General features: G+C 73.3%; 19 protein-coding genes. 8 read left to right on the top strand and 11 right to left on the bottom strand.

The features are described from left to right. Nucleotides 1-41: 41 nt before the first annotated feature. Together SHK17_RS19505 and SHK17_RS19500 are read right to left on the bottom strand one after the other, a co-directional pair. The gene (locus SHK17_RS19505) at nt 42-341 is read right to left on the bottom strand and encodes a WXG100 family type VII secretion target (RefSeq protein ID WP_172267508.1); all 300 of its coding nucleotides are present in this window, start codon (nt 339-341) and stop codon (nt 42-44) included. Then, entirely contained in the window at nt 338-658 is a 321-nt protein-coding gene (locus SHK17_RS19500; RefSeq protein ID WP_322920431.1) for a WXG100 family type VII secretion target, read from the bottom strand. The genes SHK17_RS19505 and SHK17_RS19500 overlap by 4 nt, the downstream gene beginning before the upstream one ends. A gap of 122 nt (nt 659-780) precedes the next feature. Here SHK17_RS19500 and SHK17_RS19495 point away from each other — a divergent pair, with 122 nt between their 5' ends. From SHK17_RS19495 to SHK17_RS19475, 5 genes are read left to right on the top strand one after another with little or no spacing between them, the layout of a single operon-like run. Further along, the gene (locus tag SHK17_RS19495; RefSeq protein WP_172267502.1) at nt 781-1,104 is read left to right on the top strand and encodes a hypothetical protein; all 324 of its coding nucleotides are present in this window, start codon (nt 781-783) and stop codon (nt 1,102-1,104) included. A 1-nt stretch (nt 1,105) separates the two neighbouring features. Continuing rightward, nucleotides 1,106-2,719, top strand: a complete 1,614-nt coding sequence (locus SHK17_RS19490; RefSeq protein WP_322920430.1) for a putative T7SS-secreted protein — start codon at nt 1,106-1,108, stop codon at nt 2,717-2,719. After that, nucleotides 2,716-3,165 (top strand): hypothetical protein, encoded by a 450-nt coding sequence (locus SHK17_RS19485; protein ID WP_322920429.1) that lies wholly within the window; start codon nt 2,716-2,718, stop codon nt 3,163-3,165. The genes SHK17_RS19490 and SHK17_RS19485 overlap by 4 nt, the downstream gene beginning before the upstream one ends. Continuing rightward, the gene (locus SHK17_RS19480) at nt 3,162-3,647 is read left to right on the top strand and encodes an ADP-ribosyltransferase domain-containing protein (protein ID WP_322920428.1); all 486 of its coding nucleotides are present in this window, start codon (nt 3,162-3,164) and stop codon (nt 3,645-3,647) included. The genes SHK17_RS19485 and SHK17_RS19480 overlap by 4 nt, the downstream gene beginning before the upstream one ends. Then, nucleotides 3,644-4,600: an ADP-ribosylglycohydrolase family protein gene (locus SHK17_RS19475; protein ID WP_322920427.1), complete on the top strand. Its 957-nt coding sequence runs from the start codon at nt 3,644-3,646 to the stop codon at nt 4,598-4,600. The genes SHK17_RS19480 and SHK17_RS19475 overlap by 4 nt, the downstream gene beginning before the upstream one ends. 10 nt (nt 4,601-4,610) lie before the next feature. On the opposite strand, the gene SHK17_RS19470 is transcribed toward SHK17_RS19475, so the two are convergent. The 5 genes from SHK17_RS19470 to SHK17_RS19450 form a co-directional block, all read right to left on the bottom strand. Next, nucleotides 4,611-5,372 carry an IclR family transcriptional regulator domain-containing protein gene (locus tag SHK17_RS19470; RefSeq protein WP_172267488.1) on the bottom strand — a complete coding sequence of 254 codons (762 nt, stop codon included), beginning with the start codon at nt 5,370-5,372 and terminating at the stop codon, nt 4,611-4,613. Nucleotides 5,373-5,416: 44 nt separating this feature from the next. Then, nucleotides 5,417-6,097 carry a hypothetical protein gene (locus tag SHK17_RS19465; RefSeq protein ID WP_322920426.1) on the bottom strand — a complete coding sequence of 227 codons (681 nt, stop codon included), beginning with the start codon at nt 6,095-6,097 and terminating at the stop codon, nt 5,417-5,419. 80 nt (nt 6,098-6,177) lie between these two features. After that, nucleotides 6,178-6,555 carry a hypothetical protein gene (locus SHK17_RS19460; RefSeq protein ID WP_172267484.1) on the bottom strand — a complete coding sequence of 126 codons (378 nt, stop codon included), beginning with the start codon at nt 6,553-6,555 and terminating at the stop codon, nt 6,178-6,180. A gap of 122 nt (nt 6,556-6,677) precedes the next feature. After that, nucleotides 6,678-7,916 carry a vanadium-dependent haloperoxidase gene (locus SHK17_RS19455; protein WP_322920425.1) on the bottom strand — a complete coding sequence of 413 codons (1,239 nt, stop codon included), beginning with the start codon at nt 7,914-7,916 and terminating at the stop codon, nt 6,678-6,680. A 104-nt stretch (nt 7,917-8,020) separates the two neighbouring features. Then, entirely contained in the window at nt 8,021-8,608 is a 588-nt protein-coding gene (locus SHK17_RS19450; RefSeq protein ID WP_172267480.1) for a helix-turn-helix transcriptional regulator, read from the bottom strand. Between the two features lie 148 nt (nt 8,609-8,756). Here SHK17_RS19450 and hutH point away from each other — a divergent pair, with 148 nt between their 5' ends. The 3 genes from hutH to SHK17_RS19435 are packed head-to-tail and all read left to right on the top strand — an operon-like array spanning nt 8,757 to nt 13,085. Then, on the top strand, nt 8,757-10,310 hold the full coding sequence (gene hutH, locus SHK17_RS19445; protein ID WP_322920424.1) for a histidine ammonia-lyase: 1,554 nt from the start codon (nt 8,757-8,759) through the stop codon (nt 10,308-10,310). After that, nucleotides 10,307-12,025: a urocanate hydratase gene (gene hutU / locus SHK17_RS19440; protein ID WP_322920423.1), complete on the top strand. Its 1,719-nt coding sequence runs from the start codon at nt 10,307-10,309 to the stop codon at nt 12,023-12,025. The genes hutH and hutU overlap by 4 nt, the downstream gene beginning before the upstream one ends. A gap of 31 nt (nt 12,026-12,056) precedes the next feature. Next, nucleotides 12,057-13,085, top strand: coding sequence for a M48 family metallopeptidase (locus tag SHK17_RS19435; RefSeq protein WP_322423420.1), 1,029 nt, complete (start codon nt 12,057-12,059; stop codon nt 13,083-13,085). A 3-nt stretch (nt 13,086-13,088) separates the two neighbouring features. On the opposite strand, the gene SHK17_RS19430 is transcribed toward SHK17_RS19435, so the two are convergent. The 4 genes from SHK17_RS19430 to SHK17_RS19415 form a co-directional block, all read right to left on the bottom strand. Continuing rightward, nucleotides 13,089-14,393 carry an MFS transporter gene (locus tag SHK17_RS19430; protein ID WP_172267470.1) on the bottom strand — a complete coding sequence of 435 codons (1,305 nt, stop codon included), beginning with the start codon at nt 14,391-14,393 and terminating at the stop codon, nt 13,089-13,091. A gap of 179 nt (nt 14,394-14,572) precedes the next feature. Beyond that, a complete protein-coding gene (locus SHK17_RS19425) occupies nt 14,573-15,454 on the bottom strand; it encodes an HpcH/HpaI aldolase/citrate lyase family protein (RefSeq protein ID WP_322920422.1) in 882 nt (293 codons plus the stop codon). Between the two features lies 1 nt (nt 15,455). Further along, nucleotides 15,456-16,535: an HpcH/HpaI aldolase/citrate lyase family protein gene (locus SHK17_RS19420; RefSeq protein WP_322920421.1), complete on the bottom strand. Its 1,080-nt coding sequence runs from the start codon at nt 16,533-16,535 to the stop codon at nt 15,456-15,458. 185 nt (nt 16,536-16,720) lie between these two features. Beyond that, nucleotides 16,721-17,305: a DnaJ family domain-containing protein gene (locus SHK17_RS19415; protein WP_322920420.1), complete on the bottom strand. Its 585-nt coding sequence runs from the start codon at nt 17,303-17,305 to the stop codon at nt 16,721-16,723. Between the last annotated feature and the right edge of the window lie 12 nt (nt 17,306-17,317).

The following is a 17,317-nucleotide window of genomic DNA, read 5'->3' as shown; positions in this document are numbered from 1 at the left end:
ATCCTACCCGGGGGTAACTTCAACCGGTAACGACCGCCGGGTCAGTTGACGATCGCCACGTTCTCGACCTCGATCTCCCGGGCGTCCTCGCGGTAGGTCGCGAGCTTGGACCGCACCTGGTCGAGCGCCTCGGTGAGCTTCTGCACGCCGTCGCGCAGCTTCTGCTGGTGCTCGAGGTGGGACATGTGCGACTCGCTCGTCTCGTCCCAGCCGGGCGTGAGCGTCTCGACCTGCTCGAGGAGCTCGTCGACCTGGGTCGTGATGGCGGTGGTCGCGGTGGACAGGGCGGTCTCCATCGCGGACAGCGAGCCCTGGTGCACGACGAGCCCGCGGTCGCTCATTGGGGACCTCCGCCGAGGCGGTCGGCGAGCTGGCCGGCGCGCGTGGCCTGCTCGACGTCGTTGGTGGCGTGCTCCTGGGCGACGTACATCAGGCTCTGGGAGTAGCCCTCGAGGATCGGGCCGAGCGTCACCGCGATGGTGAACCACTCGTTGACGGCCTCGCCGAAGCCGGCCGCGGCCTGGCCCTTGAAGCCCTTGCCCGCCTCGGTCTCGATCGTCGCGCCGAGCTCGCGCAACGTCTCCTGCAGCGGCTCCACGGCGTCGGCGGCGGCCTGGGCGGCAGCCTGCATCTCTGCGTAGACAAGTCCGACGGCCACGGCCGCCCCCTTTCGTCGGTTGGGTCCCCCGGCTCCTACCCCGGTGGACGCAGTCTCACACCCGTCAGGATCACGAGGGCGCTGCCGGTTTGGGAGGCCGCACCGCGGGGAAGTCAGGAGCCATGCCGTCCTACGACTACGAAGTCGACCTCGAGAGCATGGGCAAGGCCGCCCAGGGGCTCAACGAGACGCTGCAGCTGTTCAAGGACAAGGACGTCGAGGACCTGGTCCCGTCCAAGGGCGACGTGGGCAGCGACGTGGTGTGGGACGCGCTCGACGAGTTCAAGGGCCGCTGGGAGGAGGGCGTCAACAACCTCTGCCAGGACGTGGAGGAGATGGCCGGCCGCCTGGGCAAGATCGCCATGAACTACTTCGAGACCGACAAGGCCGGCTACGACGCGCTGTCCGGCCTCAAGGGCACGATCGCCGCGATCAAGGTGATGTGACATGCCGGACTTCGAGGTCGAGGGCAACCCCGGCAACATCCGGTCCCGGGCCGTCACCATGGAGCAGAAGGGCCAGCTCTTCTACGACACCGGCGACGCGCTCGCCAAGATCGACGTCTCCGGGTGGACCGGCCGGGCCGCCGACGAGTTCCGCGAGGCCCACGACCTCGAGCCCGAGCGCTGGTACAAGTCCGGCAACGGCTTCAAGAAGGCCGCCGCCGGGCTGACGACGTACGCCGGGGTGCTCGAGGACGTGCAGCGCCGCGCCGCCGAGGCGAAGGCCGAGTACGAGCGCGGCCAGCGCGAGTCGGAGAGCGCCCGCACCCAGTACGACTCCTACATGGGACGGATGCGCACCTACTGGAGCAGCGGCGGCACCGACCAGGCGGAGCCGTTCGTCGACTGGGGCGACCCGATCCAGCAGGACGCGCTCCGCGCGCTGCAGGCGGCGAGGGCCGACCTCGACAACGCTGCCGCCGTGTGCGCGGGCGAGGTGCGGGCGGGCTGCGCCGACGCCCCGGAGGAGCCCAACTGGCTCGAGTCCGGCCTCAAGTTCGTCGGCGGCATCCTCGAGGGCGCGGGCGAGGCCGTCTGGGACCTGCTCACGATGGTGCCGTTCAGCCCGGTCAACATGGTCATCGACGCCTACAAGCTGGCCACGGGCGACCTCACGCCCGAGGAGCTGATGACGAAGTACGAGCTCTCCGCCGAGAACGCGTGGACCATGGCGCAGGGCATCTACACCGGGCTCACCACCGACCCGGTGGGCTTCGGCAAGGAGCTCGGCAAGAGCCTGCTCGACTGGGACACGTGGGCCGACGACCCGGCCCGCGCCATCGGCCACCTCGTCCCGGACGCCGTCGCGGCCGTTGCGACCGCCGGCACCGGTGCCCTCGCGACCCGTGGCGCCAAGGGCGGCATGGACCTCCTCGACGGGCTCTCCGACCTGTCCCGGCTCGACGAGCTGGCCGACCTCGACAAGCTCGACAACCTCGACGACCTGGGCGGCCTCAACCGGCTCGACGACCTGGGCGGCCTCCACAGGTACGACGACGTGCCCGCGGCGCCGCAGGGGGTCGGGCGCACCCTCGGCGACTCCGAGCTGGACCCGTGGCTCGACGAGGTCTCCCGGGCTCACCCCGAGCTCGACCGCGAGGGCGTGCGCGGCATCTGGGACTACACCACCAACGACGGCTACGACACGATGAACAACGCGATGCGCCAGATCGGGCCCAACGAGGCGCACGTGCAGGCGAGGATCGACGCGACCAACCGCGGGCTCGACCAGCTGCCCGACTACGAGGGCACGACCTATCGCGGCACCAACCTGCCCGACGACGTGGTGGAGCGGATCAACAACGGCGGCAACCTCTCCGACGGCGCGTTCACCAGCAGCTCGACCAACCCCAACGTCGCCGAGGGCTTCCTCAACCCCAGCAAGGACAACCCCACCCGGATCACGATCGAGGGCCACTCCGGCAGCAACGTGGGCCCCTTCTCCGCGGCGCAGAAGGAGGCTGAGATCCTGTTCCGTGGAGGCACCGAGTTCGAGGTGCTCAGCAACACGGTGGGCCCGGACGGCGTCCGCCAGCTGGTGGTCAGGGAGATCCCATGAGTGGTCGCGAGGACCTCGACAACATGAGTCCCGAGGAGATCGCCGCCTGGGCGGCCCGGGACTGGGCCGAGGCCAAGGCGGCCCACGCCGACGACCCGCTGCCCGAGTTCAGCCGGGTCAAGCGCGACGACCACCCGCACTGGAACGTCACCTCCTACGAGTTCCACACCCGGGCCGGCGAGCGGGTCCTGGTGGACCGCGGCGGGGAGCGGGTGGAGGCCACCCTGGGCGGCGTACGCCCCGCCCGGGGCCAGGACGAGCTGCTCGTCGAGCTCGACGGCACCGTGTGGGCCTGCACCCGGGCCGACGGCAGCAGCTGGTCGCCCAAGCCCAACGGGCGCGTACGCGTGGCGACCCTGACCGTTGCGGTGCTGGCGCGCCGTGAGGACGACCCGGCCGACGCGCAGGAGTGGACCCTGCAGACCAACATGGAGGGGCAGCCGTGACGCAGACGCCCGACCTCGGGGCGCTGCTCTCGACGCTGGAGCAGCTCCCGGCCCACGAGGGCATCGTCTTCCGCGGCTGCGAGGCCCGCAGCCACGAGCGGTGGCCCGGTCGCGCCCGCGTCACCGAGACGCTGCTGTCGACCTCGCGAGACCCGCGCGTCGCGACGGAGAACTTCACCACCGACGCCGTCTACGCGATCCTCTGCCGCACCGGCCGGTCGATCGAGCCCTTCTCCGCGGCCCGCCACGAGCGCGAGGTCGTCCTGCTCCCGGGCACGGTCCTCACCCTGGTCACCCGGGTGCGGGTCAAGGACCTCGGCGTGATCGTCGTCGAGGAGTTCGACCCGGACGCCGGGCCGGACCCGGAGCCGGTCGACCTCGGTGCGCTCCAGGTCGAGATCGGTCGCGCGATCCTCGAGGCCGAGCTGCGCGAGCCGGTCCCGGCCCCGATCGAGGGCAAGTTCGCGGGCGACATCGCGTGACACCGTCGCCGGACCGGGTCGAGGGGGCACTCCTCGGCCTGGCCTGCGGCGACGCCCTCGGCGTGCCGTACGAGTTCGGCGCGGCGCCGCTGGCCGCGTCCGAGGCGCCGCGGATGATCGGCGGCGGCCTCGGCCCCTACCAGCCCGGCGAGTGGAGCGACGACACCCAGATGGCCGCCGTCATCGCCCGGGTGGCGGCCGACCGCGGGCTCGCGGACGAGGCGGCGCTCGACGCGGTCGTCGAGGGCTGGGTCGGCTGGCTGCGCGACGGCGCCTCCGACGTCGGCACCCAGACCCGTCACGTCCTCGGAGCCGTCGCCGCACGGGCCGGCGCCCCGCGACCCGCCGAGCGCGCCCGCGCGGCGGCCCAGGAGCTGCACCGCCGCACCGGCCGCACGGCCGGCAACGGGTCGCTGATGCGTACGGCGCCGGTCGCGCTCGCCTTCCTCGACGACCGCGACGCGCTGACGGTGCACGCACGAGCGGTCTCCGACCTCACCCACCCGGACCCGCTCGCCGGTGACGCGTGCGTGCTGTGGTGCCACGCGATCCGCGTCGCGGTGGTCGAGGCGACGATGCCCGCCCTGGAGGACCTGGTCGGCGAGGTGCCGACCCCGCGCCGGGACGCGTGGGCGGGCTGGATCGCGGACGCGGGGCGACGTCCTCCCGCGGACTTCGCCCCCAACGGCTACGTCGTGACCGCCTTCCAGGCGGCCTGGTCGGCGGTGCTGCACCCGCGAGGTGAGGCCGCACCCCCGGTCGCGTCGCTGACCGCGGCGGTGCACGCCGGCGACGACACCGACACGGTCGCGGCCATCGCCGGTGCACTGCTCGGTGCGCGGTGGGGGGCGTCGTCGCTGCCGGAGGAGTGGGTGGCGGACGTGCACGGCTGGCCGGGCCTGCGGTCCGCCGACCTGCGCGACCTCGCCCGGCAGGTGGCCGGGCTCTCCTGACCCGCGCGCGTCAGGTCGCCACCGGGCCGCTCACCCGTCGGGTGAGGCGGGCCGCCGTCGCCGTCACCGCGGCGGCGATCGCCGCCACGTCGGCGCCGCCGTCGCTCGGGAACGTCACCGCGACACCGGCGACCGGGTGCGCGTTGTGGTCGAGCACCGGCGCCGCCACGCTCTGCAGCCCCGGCGTGACCTCGCCGTCCTCGGTGGCGTGGCCACGCTGGCGCGTGGCGGCCAGCACGGTGCGCAGCGCGCTCAGCGAGGCCGGCCCCTTCCCGTGGCGGTCGACGAACGCGGTGCGGTCGGGGTAGAGCGCGCGGACCTGGCTGGGCGGGAGCGCGGCAAGGATGGTGCGGCCCGATGCGGTGAGGTGCGCCGGAAGGCGCACCCCGACGTCGGTGACCAGCGGCGGGCGCCCGGGAGCGCGCTCCTCGATGACGTAGAGGACGTCACGTCCGTGCAGCACCGCGAGGTGGGCGCCGTGGCCGGTGCGGTCGACGAGCTCGGCGAGCGGGCGCCGGGCCAGGCGCGCCAGCGGCTCCTGGCGGGTGAAGCCGCTGCCCACCTCGAAGGCCGCGACGCCGAGGCCGTAGCGGTGCTCGTCGGGCAGGTGCACGACGAAGCCCTCGTCGATCATGGTGTTGAGCAGGTGGTAGGCCGTGCTGCGCGGCAGGTCGCACGCGCGCAGGATCCGCTCGAGCGGGACGGGGTCGGCCTGGGTCGCGAGGAACCGCAGCACGCGCAGGGCGCGGGTGGCGGCCGGGACCTGGCTCACCGGGCCCTCCGCTCGCTCGCGCCGGCGTCGGCCGGTGCCCGAGGTCAGGACTTGTCGACGGTCGAGCCCGGGGTGGGGTCCGTGGTGTCCGGCGTGGAGTTTGCGTCGGCGTCCTTGCGCGTGAACCAGCCGCCACCGCCGTCGGTCTGCTCGATCGGCTTGCCCGGCATCTCCTGCGCGCCCGGCGTACGACGGGGCAGCAGCGGCGTGCGGCCGTCGGCCACGGCGGCGTCGGTGGCGCCACCGGATGCTGTCTCGGCGGGGGTGTCGGTGGTGGTGACGGCGGCGGGCTCCTCGACGGCGACGGTCCGGGTCTCGGTCGCGGCCGGAGCGTCGACCTCGGAGGGCGACGTCGGCTGCTGGTCGGTGGTGCCGGCGACCTGGGGGGTGTAGTCGGCGGCCTTGTGGTCGACGCGCGGGTCGAGCCGGTCGGCGTCACGCACCTGCGCCTCGTGGGTCGCCTCGATCTGGGCGGCCTCGGCGCGGGCGTCGCGGGCCTCCTCCTCCGCCCGCTCCGCGCGGGCGCGGACCTCCGCGGCCTCCGCCTCGGCTGCGGCGGCGCGCTCCTGCGCCGGCGCGATCGTGGTGCGCGCCTCGGCCGCGGCCCGGTTGCGCAGCTCGTCGGCGCGCTCCATGTTGGCCTGCCGGTTCTTGCGACGGACCACGAAGGCCGCCACGGCGAGCACGACGACGATGACGGCGATGATGACGATGAGCGTGGTCACGAGGCACCTCTCCTACGACACGGGAGCCCTCAGTCTGTCAGTGGCCGCCGTCTTGTCCAGCGGCGCGCCGCAGGCAGGACTCACGCGCGGTGCGTGCCCCCGGGGTCGTCGGTGCTGCGGTAGTCGTCGGAGCGCGTGTCGACGTGGGGGTCGATCTCGTCCGCGGTGCGGAGCCGGTCCTCGTGCACGGCCTGCTGCTGCGTGGCGGCGACCTGCGCCTCACGTGCCTGCTGCTCGGCGCGCTCGGCCTCGAGCCTGGCCCGCTCGGCCTGTGCCTCGGCCTCCTTGGCGCGCACCTGCTGCTCCGGGATCTCGGTGGCGTGCTGCTGTGCCTCGTGCCGCAGGTGCTCGGCGTGCTCGTGCTGCTTCTTCTTGCGCTGCTGCGCCACCAGCCAGGCGACGAGTGCCGCCACGACCAGGACGACGACCAGGACGATGATCCACTCGGTGGTTCCCATGGCGTTCCTCCTGCTCCGGCGACCCCGGACGGGTCGCCCTCCGGCTCACGGTGCCACAAGCCGTGACGGCCCGCCCGTGGGCACCATCCGTACGGGTGGGCCGCGCCGGGCCGGTCGTCAGGTCACTCGAGGGCCTGCATGACGGCCCTGGCTGTGCGGCGCCCGATGGCGTACGCGTCGGTCATCGCGTCGCGGAAGTGCAGGCCTCCCCAGATCCGCGAGCCGAGTGCGTCGTGCTCGAGCGCGCCCAGGGTGGCGTAGGTCCGGGGAGTGGTGGGCGCGACGCTCGAGCGCAGCTCCAGCGGGACGGTCTCGCCGAACCTGGCCCGGATCACCTCGACCTGGGGCGAGGTGACGCAGCCGTGGCCGCTGACGTAGTCGGAGTAGGGCGGGGTGGGGGACAGCAGCGGTGTCCAGCCGGCCTCGGGCCGGGTGTCGGGGTTGCCGTCGGCGGCGGCGGCGGCCACGGCCTCGATCGGCCGCCAGAAGCCGATGTCGCGCTTGAGCTGCCAGCACCTGATGATCGAGTCCGTCATCGCGCCGTGCATGGCGGCGAAGGTCCAGGCGGTCTCCTCGAGACTGACGGGGTGCCCCTCGAGGTAGCGGACGAGCGCGTCGCCGACCATCGTGGCCGAGTTGGCGCTGAAGAACCGGGCGGTCTCGGTCTGGGCCGAGGTGCGGATCGTGGACGTGGCCGACCCGAGCAGCCTGACCTCGTCGTAGTCGGTGGCGTAGTCGTCACTGGTGAGCTTGTCGGGCCCGTCGACGCGGGCGAGCCTGCGGACCACGAGCGGGTCCATCGAGCCGAGCCAGGCGCCGAGCATGTCGGTCGCCGGAGCCACGGGCTGCCACGTGCCGATCCCCGGAGGCAGGGTGTAGTGGACGGTCGGGTCGCCGTAGCCGTCGTCGGCGCGGTCCTCGATGAGTCGCGCGGCGACCTTCTCGCCGATCCGCACGCCTCGGTCCTCCGCCGCGCCGTCGGGGACGTCGGTGAGCGTGGCGGCCAGCCGCGCGTCGAGGGCGCCGGCGGCAGCGGGCACGTAGTGGACCAGCACGGCATGGGCCGCGGCGGCCACCGCGGCGGTCTCCGAGCTGTCGTGGCGCCACGTCGACCAGCGCACGGCGTCGTGCATGGCGGTGGACGTGTAGCCGAGCAGCGGGACGCCGACGGGCACGGGGTTGGCCGGGTAGACGGTGGCGAAGGCGGTCCGCTGCCAGTCCAGCACCACCTGGGCGCTCTCCGTGCTCGCAGGGTGGCGGTCCCGCGTGGGGGTGCCCGACGTGGCGGCGGGGGCGGCGAGGAGCGACCCGGCCAGCACGACGGTCGAGACCACGGCGAGGCGTGGGCGGTGCAGGTTCATGGCGAGGTCCCTTTCGTCGGAGCAGGCCGGAGTGCCCGTCCTGGCAGTGTCCCGACGCCGCGGACGGGGCGGTATTCGCGTCGAGGCGTACTTCGCCCGGAGGTCTAGCCCAGGCGGGCGAGGCGCTCGCGCAGGTCGATGCCCGGTGCGTCCCGGCCCTGCAGCCGCGCGACCGCGGCCACCCGGCTCGTGACCCCGAGCTTGCGGTAGACGTGCTCGAGGTGCTTGCGGACCGTCGAGGGCGCGATGAACAGCCCTGCGGCGATCTGGGCGTTGGACTGTCCGGCGGCCACCCGGCTCAGCACCCGGCGCTCCTGGGTGGTGAGCGCCGACGGGAGGGTCGGGGTCGGCCGCTCGCGCACGAGGCGCGCCAGGACCGGGGTGATCATCCGGAGGACGGCCACGTCGCGCTCGGCGAACGGCGAGCGGTCCCGACGCCTCAAGGTGAACTGCACCATGCCGTCGACGCCGTTGCGGAAGCTGACCACCAGGCCGTCGCCGGGCCGCAGGATGCCTTCGATCGCGCGGTGGGGTCGGTCCTGGTAGGCGACGCCGATCTCGTCCGCGGGCAACAGCACCGCGATGCTCTCGAGCACCTTGCGGGGAGGGAGCGGGGAGCCCGGGCAGGGGTCGCTCCCCAGCAGGTCGCGGAGGGCCTGCTGCTGGACGTCGTTGAGGACAAGATCCGGCATCGCTGTGCTCCCGCGCCGCACGCTACGCCGGACTGCGTGACGGGGCATCCCCTTATCCGGAGGAGCCGGTCGCCGGATCTCGGATCCGAGACAGACGACGCCGGGCACGGGTGGTTCGAAGCATCCGGCCAGGGGTTTGATGGGCCTCATGCACAGCAGCCAGGTCGGGAGCATCCACGTCGGGGTCGGCCCCGTCTCGTTCGAGGACCTCGTCCGCGTCGCCCGGGACGGAGCGCCCGTCGAGCTGACCGGCGAGGCGCTCGAGGCCGTCGACCGCGCGCGCGAGGTCGTGGAGGCGCTGGCGGCGGCGAAGACCCCGACCTACGGCGTCAGCACCGGCTTCGGCGCGCTCGCCACCCGGCACATCCCGACCGAGATGCGCGCCCAGCTGCAGCGCTCCCTCGTCCGCTCCCACGCCGCCGGCTCCGGCCCCGAGGTCGAGCGGGAGGTGGTCCGGGCCCTGATGCTGCTGCGCCTCTCGACGCTCGCGACGGGACGCACCGGCGTACGGCGGGAGACGGCGCAGCTGATGGCCGGCCTGCTCACCCACGGCATCACGCCGGTGGTGCGCGAGCACGGCTCGCTCGGGTGCTCCGGCGACCTGGCGCCGCTGTCCCACTGCGCGCTCGCGCTGATGGGGGAGGGCGAGGTGCGCGACGCCTCCGGCACGCTCCTGCCGGCCGCCGAGGCGCTGGCCGCCGCCGGGCTCGAGCCGGTGGAGCTCGTCGCCAAGGAGGGCCTCGCCCTCATCAACGGCACCGACGGGATGCTCGGCATGCTGGTCCTGGCGATCACCGACCTGCGGATGCTGCTGCGCACCGCCGACGTCGCCGCCGCGATGAGCGTCGAGGGCCAGCTCGGCACCGACCGGGTCTTCGCCCCCGAGCTGCAGGCGATCCGCCCGCACCCCGGGCAGGCGCTGTCGGCCGCCAACCTCACCGCGCTCATGGCCGACTCGGCCGTCGTCGCCTCGCACCGCACCGGCGACTGCAACCGGGTCCAGGACGCGTACTCGCTGCGCTGCTCGCCGCAGGTGCACGGAGCGGCCCGCGACACCGTCGAGCACGCGGCGCTCGTGGCCGGCCGCGAGCTCGCCAGCGCCGTCGACAACCCGGTGGTCCTGGGTGACGCGGTCGAGTCCAACGGCAACTTCCACGGGGCACCGGTGGGCTACGTCCTCGACTTCCTGGCGATCGTCGCCGCCGACGTCGCCTCGATGAGCGAGCGGCGCACCGACCGGTTCCTCGACACGTCGCGCAACCACGGCCTGCCGCCGTTCCTCGCCGACGACCCCGGCGTCGACAGCGGCCTGATGATCGCGCAGTACACCCAGGCCTCGATCGTCTCCGAGCTCAAGCGGCTCGCCGTCCCCGCCTCGGTCGACTCCATCCCCTCCAGCGCCATGCAGGAGGACCACGTGTCGATGGGCTGGAACGCCGCCCGCAAGCTGCGCCGCTCGGTCGACGGGCTCGCCCGGGTCGTCGCCGTCGAGGTGATGACCGCCGCCCGCGCCCTCGACCTGCGCGCCCCGCTGACCCCGTCGCCCGCGACCGGCGCCGTGGTCGACCTGCTCCGCAGCTCTTGCGTCGCCGGCCCCGGCCCGGACCGCCACCTCTCGCCCGAGATCGAGGCCGCCGTCGGCCTCGTCCAGTCCGGCGCGGTCCTCGCCGCCGCCGCATCCGTGATCGGAGAGCTCCAGTGACCGACCCGACCAACCCGCGCCTGCCCATCCGCGCCGCCCACGGCACCGAGCTGACCGCGAAGTCGTGGCAGACCGAGGCGCCGCTCCGGATGCTGATGAACAACCTCGACCCCGACAACGCCGAGCGCCCCGAGGACCTCGTGGTCTACGGCGGGACCGGCAAGGCGGCGCGGGACTGGCCGTCGTACGACGCCCTGGTCCGCACGCTGCGCGACCTCGAGGCCGACGAGACGCTGCTCGTGCAGTCCGGCAAGCCGGTCGGCGTCATGCGGACCCACGAGTGGGCGCCCCGCGTGCTGATCGCCAACTCCAACCTCGTCGGCGACTGGGCCGACTGGGAGGAGTTCCGCAGGCTCGAGGACCTCGGGCTGACGATGTACGGCCAGATGACCGCGGGCTCGTGGATCTACATCGGCACGCAGGGCATCCTCCAGGGCACCTTCGAGACGTTCGCCGCGATCGCCGACAAGACGTTCGGCGGGACGCTCGCCGGCACGATCACCGTCACCGCCGGACTGGGCGGCATGGGTGGCGCCCAGCCGCTCGCCGTCACGATGAACGACGGCGTCGCCATCTGCGTCGAGTGCGACCAGCACCGCATCGTCCGGCGCCTCGAGACGCGCTACCTCGACGTGCAGGCGCGCGACCTCGACCACGCGCTCGAGCTCGCCCTGCAGGCCCGCGACGAGCGCCGCGCCCTGTCCATCGGCCTGCTCGGCAACGCCGCGGAGGTGCTGCCCGAGCTGCTCGAGCGCCACCTCGCGCGCGCCGAGCAGGGCGACGGCCCGCTGGTCGACATCGTCACCGACCAGACCTCGGCCCACGACCCTCTGTTCTACCTGCCCGCAGGGACGTCGTACGACGACTGGGAGCGCGAGCGCACCGAGGACCCGCGCGGGTTCACCAAGCGCAGCCAGGAGTCGATGGCCCGCCACGTCCGGGCGATGGTGGAGCTGCAGGACGCCGGCGCCGAGGTGTTCGACTACGGCAACTCGATCCGCGACGAGGCCCGCAAGGGTGGCTACGACCGCGCCTTCGAGTTCCCCGGCTTCGTGCCCGCCTACATCCGGCCGCTGTTCTGCGAGGGCAAGGGCCCGTTCCGCTGGGCGGCGCTGTCCGGCGACCCCGAGGACATCCACGCCACCGACCGCGCCATCAAGGAGCTGTTCCCCGCCGACGAGAAGCCGGAGTACGCCCGGCTCCACGCCTGGCTCGACATGGCCGCCGAGCGGGTCCAGTTCCAGGGCCTGCCCGCGCGGATCTGCTGGCTCGGCCACGGCGACCGCGCGAAGGCGGGCGCGAGGTTCAACGAGATGGTCGCCAGCGGCGAGCTCAAGGCGCCGGTCGTCATCGGCCGCGACCACCTCGACTGCGGCTCGGTCGCCTCGCCCTACCGCGAGACCGAGGCGATGCTCGACGGCTCGGACGCGATCGCCGACTGGGCGATCCTCAACGCGCTGGTCAACACCGCGTCGGGCGCCACCTGGGTGTCCTTCCACCACGGCGGCGGCGTCGGCATCGGCCGCTCCCTGCACGCCGGCCAGGTGACCGTCGCCGACGGCACCGCCCTGGCCGCCGAGAAGATCGAGCGGGTGCTCACCAACGATCCGGGCATGGGCGTCATCCGCCACGTCGACGCGGGATACGACCGCGCGGTGGAGGTCGCCGAGGAGCGCGGCGTCCGGGTTCCGATGCGGGAGGGCGCAAACGGCTGACTTTCGCGGCCGCGTACGTCAGGATCCCTCCATGGCATCGGGGGACAAGAAGCCGGCGCGTGCGCGCGTCGTGCTCACGGACATCAGCTCGCGGGCGTGGGAGCACCCCGCCGACAGGGGCGCGCTGGTCGCGCTGCGCAAGCTCAAGGGCTTCGACGTCCTGCTCAAGACGATGTCGGGGGTATTCCGCGAGCGGGCGTGGCGCCTCACGCTGCTCGGCTCCGCGGTGCGGGTCGACGAGCGCCAGTTCGCCCGGCTGCACCGGCTCCTCGCGGAGGTCGGCCGCAGCCTCGACGCGGCGTACCTCCCCGAGATGTACGTCCAGGCCGACCCGCGGCTGAGCGCCATGACCGTCGGCATGGACCGGCCGATCATCGTGCTGTCCTCCGGCATCGTGCACCACCTCGACGACGACGAGCTGCGCTTCGTCATCGGCCACGAGCTCGGCCACGCCATCAGCGGCCACGCGATCTACCGCACGCTGCTGATGCGCCTGCTCGGCCTGGGCGGCCTGCTCTACGCCGTCCCCGGCGGCGCGATCGGCATCCGGATGGTCACCGTGGCGCTGCTCGAGTGGTCCCGCAAGGCCGAGCTGTCGGCCGACCGCGCCGGCCTGCTGGCCAGCCAGGACCCCACGGCCGCGCTGCGCACGCACATGAAGATCGCGAGCGGCGGCACGCTCGAGGAGCTCGACGTCACCTCGTTCCTGTCGCAGGGCGCGGAGTACGACGAGGGCGGCGACGTGCGCGAGTCCCTCATCAAGCTGTCGCTGCTCCAGCAGCAGTCCCACCCGTTCGCGGTCGTCCGGGCCACCGAGCTGCGCCGCTGGATCGACAGCGGCACCTACACCGCCATCCTCGGTGGCGACTACCCCCGTCGCGCCGACGACGACACGGCCTCGGTCAGCGAGGCGGCCCAGGAGGCCGCCGCCAGCTACGCCGTGTCGTTCGAGCGGACGCAGGACACCCTCGGCAGGCTGGTCCACGACCTCGCCGGCTGGATGGGCTCGGCGAGCACCTGGCTCAACGACCGGTTCCGCCGCGGCAGCGAGAGCGCCTGAGGCTCACCCGGCGGGCGTCGGCTCGCCGGTCGCCGGGTCCGCCGAGACGACCGGCGGCTCCTCGATGCCGTTGACGCGCGGGGAGATCAGGCGCTCCACGACCAGGGCGAGTACCGCGATGAGGCCGCAGCCCGCCACCAGCACCGCGACGTACGCCGTGGACCACCCGTGGTGGAGCAGGAAGCCGGCGAAGGCCGGGCCGGCGATCGCGCCGCCCTGGAACGCGCCGGCGTTGACCGCGTTGTAGCGCCCGCGGAGGTGGTCGGGCGCCATGTCGTTGGTGATCGCCGGCACGGTCGGCTGCAGCATGGTCTCGCCGAGCGCGAAGACCGCGGCGAAGGCCAGCACGCCGACCGCGGCCACGGTGCCGGGCACGGCAGCGGTGACGCCGAGCAGCACCCACGACGCGGCCCAGAGCGCGGCCATCACCAGCATGACGCGCGTACGGCGGTGGCCGGCGATGCGCCGCAGCACGAGGAACTGCAGCAGCACGATGACCGCCGTGTTGACCGCGAACGAGAAGCCGATCACGCGCGTGGAGACCTCACCGACCTCCCGGGCGAAGGCGGGGAACCCGGCCTCGAGCTGGCCGTAGCCGACGAAGACGCCGGTGAAGGTGAGGGCCGTCATCCACAGCACGGCGGGCTGGCGGAGGATGGCGAGGTAGGAGCCGGCCGCCGGGTCGGCGTCGTCCGGGGCCTCGTGCAGCCCGGTCACGTGGCGCAGCGGGCCGAGCATCAACGCGATCGGGACGAGCATGCTGGCCGCGTCGGCGAGGAAGATCACCGTGAACGTGCGCGGCTCGCCGACGTCGGCGTAGAGCCCGCCGACGACACCACCGAGGCCGATGCCGAGGTTGACGAGGGCGAAGTTGATGCCGAAGTACTGCTGGCGGGTCTCGCCGGTGGTGACGGCGGCGATCAGCGAGTTGAAGGCGGGCCACGAGACGCCGAAGTTGAGCCCGAGGAAGACGAAGGCGAGGGCGGCCATCCACGGCGTGGTGGCGAACGCCAGGACGGTGCACCCGATCATCTGGGCCGTGGTGGCGAACAGGATCATCCGCCGCGCGCCGATGCGGTCGGTGAGCGCTCCGCCGGGGCCGGTGACCAAGAGGGCGACGACGGCGATGAACGACATCAGCGTGCCCGCGAGGTCGAGGGAGAAGCCGCGGACCTCGTGGAGGTAGATGACGGTGAAGGGCAGGGTCAGGCCGCGGCCGAGGGTCTGGATCGCGACGGTGGAGAGCAGCCACCGCCCCTCGGTGGACAGCTGGGACCAGAAGGTGCGAAGGGTCGCCGAGGAGCTCACCCCAGCATTGTCGCGGCCGCCACCGACGGTCCGCACGCGGGTTTCGGACCCTGCCGTCGAGCCGGGTGCGGACACGGCAGCGCCGCCCGGTCCGCGAGGGACGGGGCGGCGCGCGTCGGCTGCTGTGCCGGTGCCGGTGGGCTACCAGCCTGCGGTCGATGTCCGGAAATCGGACGCCCTCACGCTCCGAGCGCAGTGACCGCCTCGTGGATGGCCAGCGTGCGCCGGGCCGACTCGACGTGCAGGTTCTCGACCATCCGTCCGTTCCAGGTGACGACGCCGGCGCCGGCGCCGTCCTCCCAGGCGCCGATCAGCCCCCGTGCGTCCTCGACGGCCTGCTCGCTGGGGGCGAAGGCGGCGTTGGCGCCCTCGACCTGGCCGGGGTGGATCAGCGTCTTGCCGTCGAAGCCCATCTGGCGGCCCTGCTCGCACTCGGCGAGGAAGCCCTCGGTGTCCTTGACGTCGTTGTAGACGCCGTCGATGACCGCGATCCCGGCGGCTCGGCCGGCGAGCAGGGCGGTGTGGAGGCTGGGCAGGATCGGGCCGCGACCGGGGACGTGCTCGGCGTACAGCTCCTTGACGAGGTCGTTGGTGCCGAGCACGAAGGCGCCGAGCCGCTCGGAGGCGCGGGCGATGGACAGGGCGTCGAGGATGGCGACGGGGGTCTCGACCATCGCCCACAGCGCGGTGTGGTCGGGTGCGCCGGCCTTCTCCATGGCCGACACCAGCGCGGCGACGTCGTCGGCGCTGCCCACCTTCGGCACCACGACGGCGGCGGGCCCGGCCTGGCTGGCGGCGACGAGGTCGGCGTCGTGCCACTCGGTGCCGATGGCGTTGACGCGGATGGTGACCGCGCGCCGGCCGTAGTCGTCGCTCCCCGCGGCCGCGGCGACCGCCTCGCGTGCGGCGGGCTTGGCGTCGGGGGCGACGGAGTCCTCGAGGTCGAGGATGAGCGCGTCGCAGGCGATGCCCTTCGCCTTCTCCAGCGCTCGCTCGTTGGAGCCGGGCATGTAGAGCACGGAGCGCAACGGCGTGAACGGTGCCTTCTCGTGGGCGGCCATGTCAGTCCTCGATCCGGATCGCGTCGTACTGCTGCCTGAGCTCGGGGTCGATGGCGGCCAGCTCGTCGGCGAGGGCGACCATCACCTGGCACTGCTTGACGGAGGCGTCGTCCTCCATCTTGCCGTCGATCATCACCGCGCCGGTCCCGTCGCCCATCGCGGCGATCACCCGGCGGGCGTGGGCCACGTCCTCGACGCTGGGAGAGAAGACGCGGTTCGCGATCTGGATCTGCACCGGGTGCAGGCTCCAGGCGCCGACGCAGCCGAGCAGGAACGCGTTGCGGAACTGGTCCTCGCACGCGACGGTGTCCAGGATGTCCCCGAACGGCCCGTAGTAGGGGTAGATCCCGTGCATCGCGCACGCGTCGACCATCCGGGCGATCGTGTAGTGCCACAGGTCCTGCTGGTACGACGCCCGCTCGGCGTCGTACTGCGTCTCGCCGTCGACCCGGGGCGCGTCCTGGCGCACCAGGTAGCCGGGGTGGCCGCCGCCGACCCGGGTGGTCTTCATCCGGCGGTCAGCGGCCAGGTCGGCCGGGCCGAGGGAGAGGCCCTGCATGCGCGGGCTGGCTGCGCAGATCTCCTCGATGTTCGCCACGCCGCGGGCCGTCTCGAGGATCGCGTGGACCAGGATCGGCCGGGTCAGGCCGGCCTTCGCCTCGAGCTGGGCGAGCAGCCGGTCGACGTAGTGGATGTCCTCGGCGCCCTGCACCTTCGGCACCATGACGACGTCGAGCTTGTCGCCGATCTCCGGCACCAGGGTGGTCAGGTCGTCGAGCACCCACGGGCTGTCGAGGGAGTTGATCCGGGTCCAGAGCTGGGTCGGCCCGAAGTCGGTGGCCTTCGCGATGTCGACGAGGCCCTGCCGCGACCGCTCCTTGTTCTCGGCCTTGACCGCGTCCTCGAGGTTGCCGAGGAGGACGTCCACGGTGCCGACCATGGCAGGCACCTTGGCGGCCATCTTCTCGTTGCCCGGGTCGAAGAAGTGGATCGCCCGGCTCGGCCGGGCCGGGATCTCGCGCGGCGGGGCGGGAGCCCCGACGGCGAGCGGGGCGAAGAAGTCCTTGGCGGTTCGCGACATGCGCGCAAACTACCGCCGCCGGGGGACGGGTCGATATGACGGATGTCTCGCGGGTGGGGTGGGGGTCGGCGGTGGGTGCTGCGGTGGGTGCTGCGGTGTCTGGAGTCCCCGGATATCCGGGGACCGCCGTGCCTACAGGTGGAGATCTCGACCGAGAAGCACGGAACTCGGGTGCGAAGCTCCGGTCAGGACCGGCCGAAGAACCGTCGCCAGCCCCGCTGCGGCCGGGCCGCGGCCTCGGCCGCCTCGCGCTCGGCCCGGGCGGCGCGCTGGGCCTCGATGCGCGCCGTACGCCGCTCGCGCCACGCGACCACCTCGGCGTCGACGTCGCGCTGCTGGGTGATCACCGGCGGCCCGGACGGGCCGACGGGAGGGGTGTAGATCGCCTTGCGGACGCGCGCGTTGAACTCCTCGACCTCGCGGCGCGCCTCCGACTCGACGTTGATCCGGTCGAGCCGGCCGTCGAGCTCGGCGTCGTCCTTGCGGATCGCGAGGGCGGGCGGCAGCAGGGCGATGTTCTCCCGCTCGACGAGCTTCTTCACCCACCAGTCCGGGTCGTGCTCGACGCCGAGGTCCTCGATGGGCTTGCCCTGGCCGGGCAGGTTGTCGAACTCGCCGCGCTCCATCGCCAGCCGGACCTGCTGGTCGACCCAGCTCGACTGGTGCGCGATGCGCGCGGCGGCGGCGGAGCGCCCCGTGCGGCTGTCGCGCTCCTGCTCGCGGCGGACCGATGCGGGCGCCGCGGTCTCCCAGTCGTCGTCCTTCGACATGGCCTCCATGCT

The sequence above is a fragment of the Nocardioides renjunii genome, from assembly GCF_034661175.1.
Lineage (GTDB): Bacteria > Actinomycetota > Actinomycetes > Propionibacteriales > Nocardioidaceae > Nocardioides > Nocardioides renjunii.
This window is presented reverse-complemented; position numbering and strand designations above follow the sequence as displayed.

Excerpts from the sequence above, each read along its gene's own strand:
- SHK17_RS19505 (WP_172267508.1), bottom strand. The coding sequence starts at position 341 with ATGAGCGACCGCGGGCTCGTCGTGCACCAGGGCTCGCTGTCCGCGATG.
- SHK17_RS19495 (WP_172267502.1), top strand. The coding sequence starts at position 781 with ATGCCGTCCTACGACTACGAAGTCGACCTCGAGAGCATGGGCAAGGCC.
- SHK17_RS19490 (WP_322920430.1), top strand. The coding sequence starts at position 1,106 with ATGCCGGACTTCGAGGTCGAGGGCAACCCCGGCAACATCCGGTCCCGG.
- SHK17_RS19485 (WP_322920429.1), top strand. The coding sequence starts at position 2,716 with ATGAGTGGTCGCGAGGACCTCGACAACATGAGTCCCGAGGAGATCGCC.
- SHK17_RS19460 (WP_172267484.1), bottom strand. The coding sequence starts at position 6,555 with ATGGGAACCACCGAGTGGATCATCGTCCTGGTCGTCGTCCTGGTCGTG.
- SHK17_RS19455 (WP_322920425.1), bottom strand. The coding sequence starts at position 7,916 with ATGAACCTGCACCGCCCACGCCTCGCCGTGGTCTCGACCGTCGTGCTG.
- SHK17_RS19450 (WP_172267480.1), bottom strand. The coding sequence starts at position 8,608 with ATGCCGGATCTTGTCCTCAACGACGTCCAGCAGCAGGCCCTCCGCGAC.
- hutH (WP_322920424.1), top strand. The coding sequence starts at position 8,757 with ATGCACAGCAGCCAGGTCGGGAGCATCCACGTCGGGGTCGGCCCCGTC.
- SHK17_RS19435 (WP_322423420.1), top strand. The coding sequence starts at position 12,057 with ATGGCATCGGGGGACAAGAAGCCGGCGCGTGCGCGCGTCGTGCTCACG.
- SHK17_RS19425 (WP_322920422.1), bottom strand. The coding sequence starts at position 15,454 with ATGGCCGCCCACGAGAAGGCACCGTTCACGCCGTTGCGCTCCGTGCTC.
- SHK17_RS19420 (WP_322920421.1), bottom strand. The coding sequence starts at position 16,535 with ATGTCGCGAACCGCCAAGGACTTCTTCGCCCCGCTCGCCGTCGGGGCT.
- SHK17_RS19415 (WP_322920420.1), bottom strand. The coding sequence starts at position 17,305 with ATGTCGAAGGACGACGACTGGGAGACCGCGGCGCCCGCATCGGTCCGC.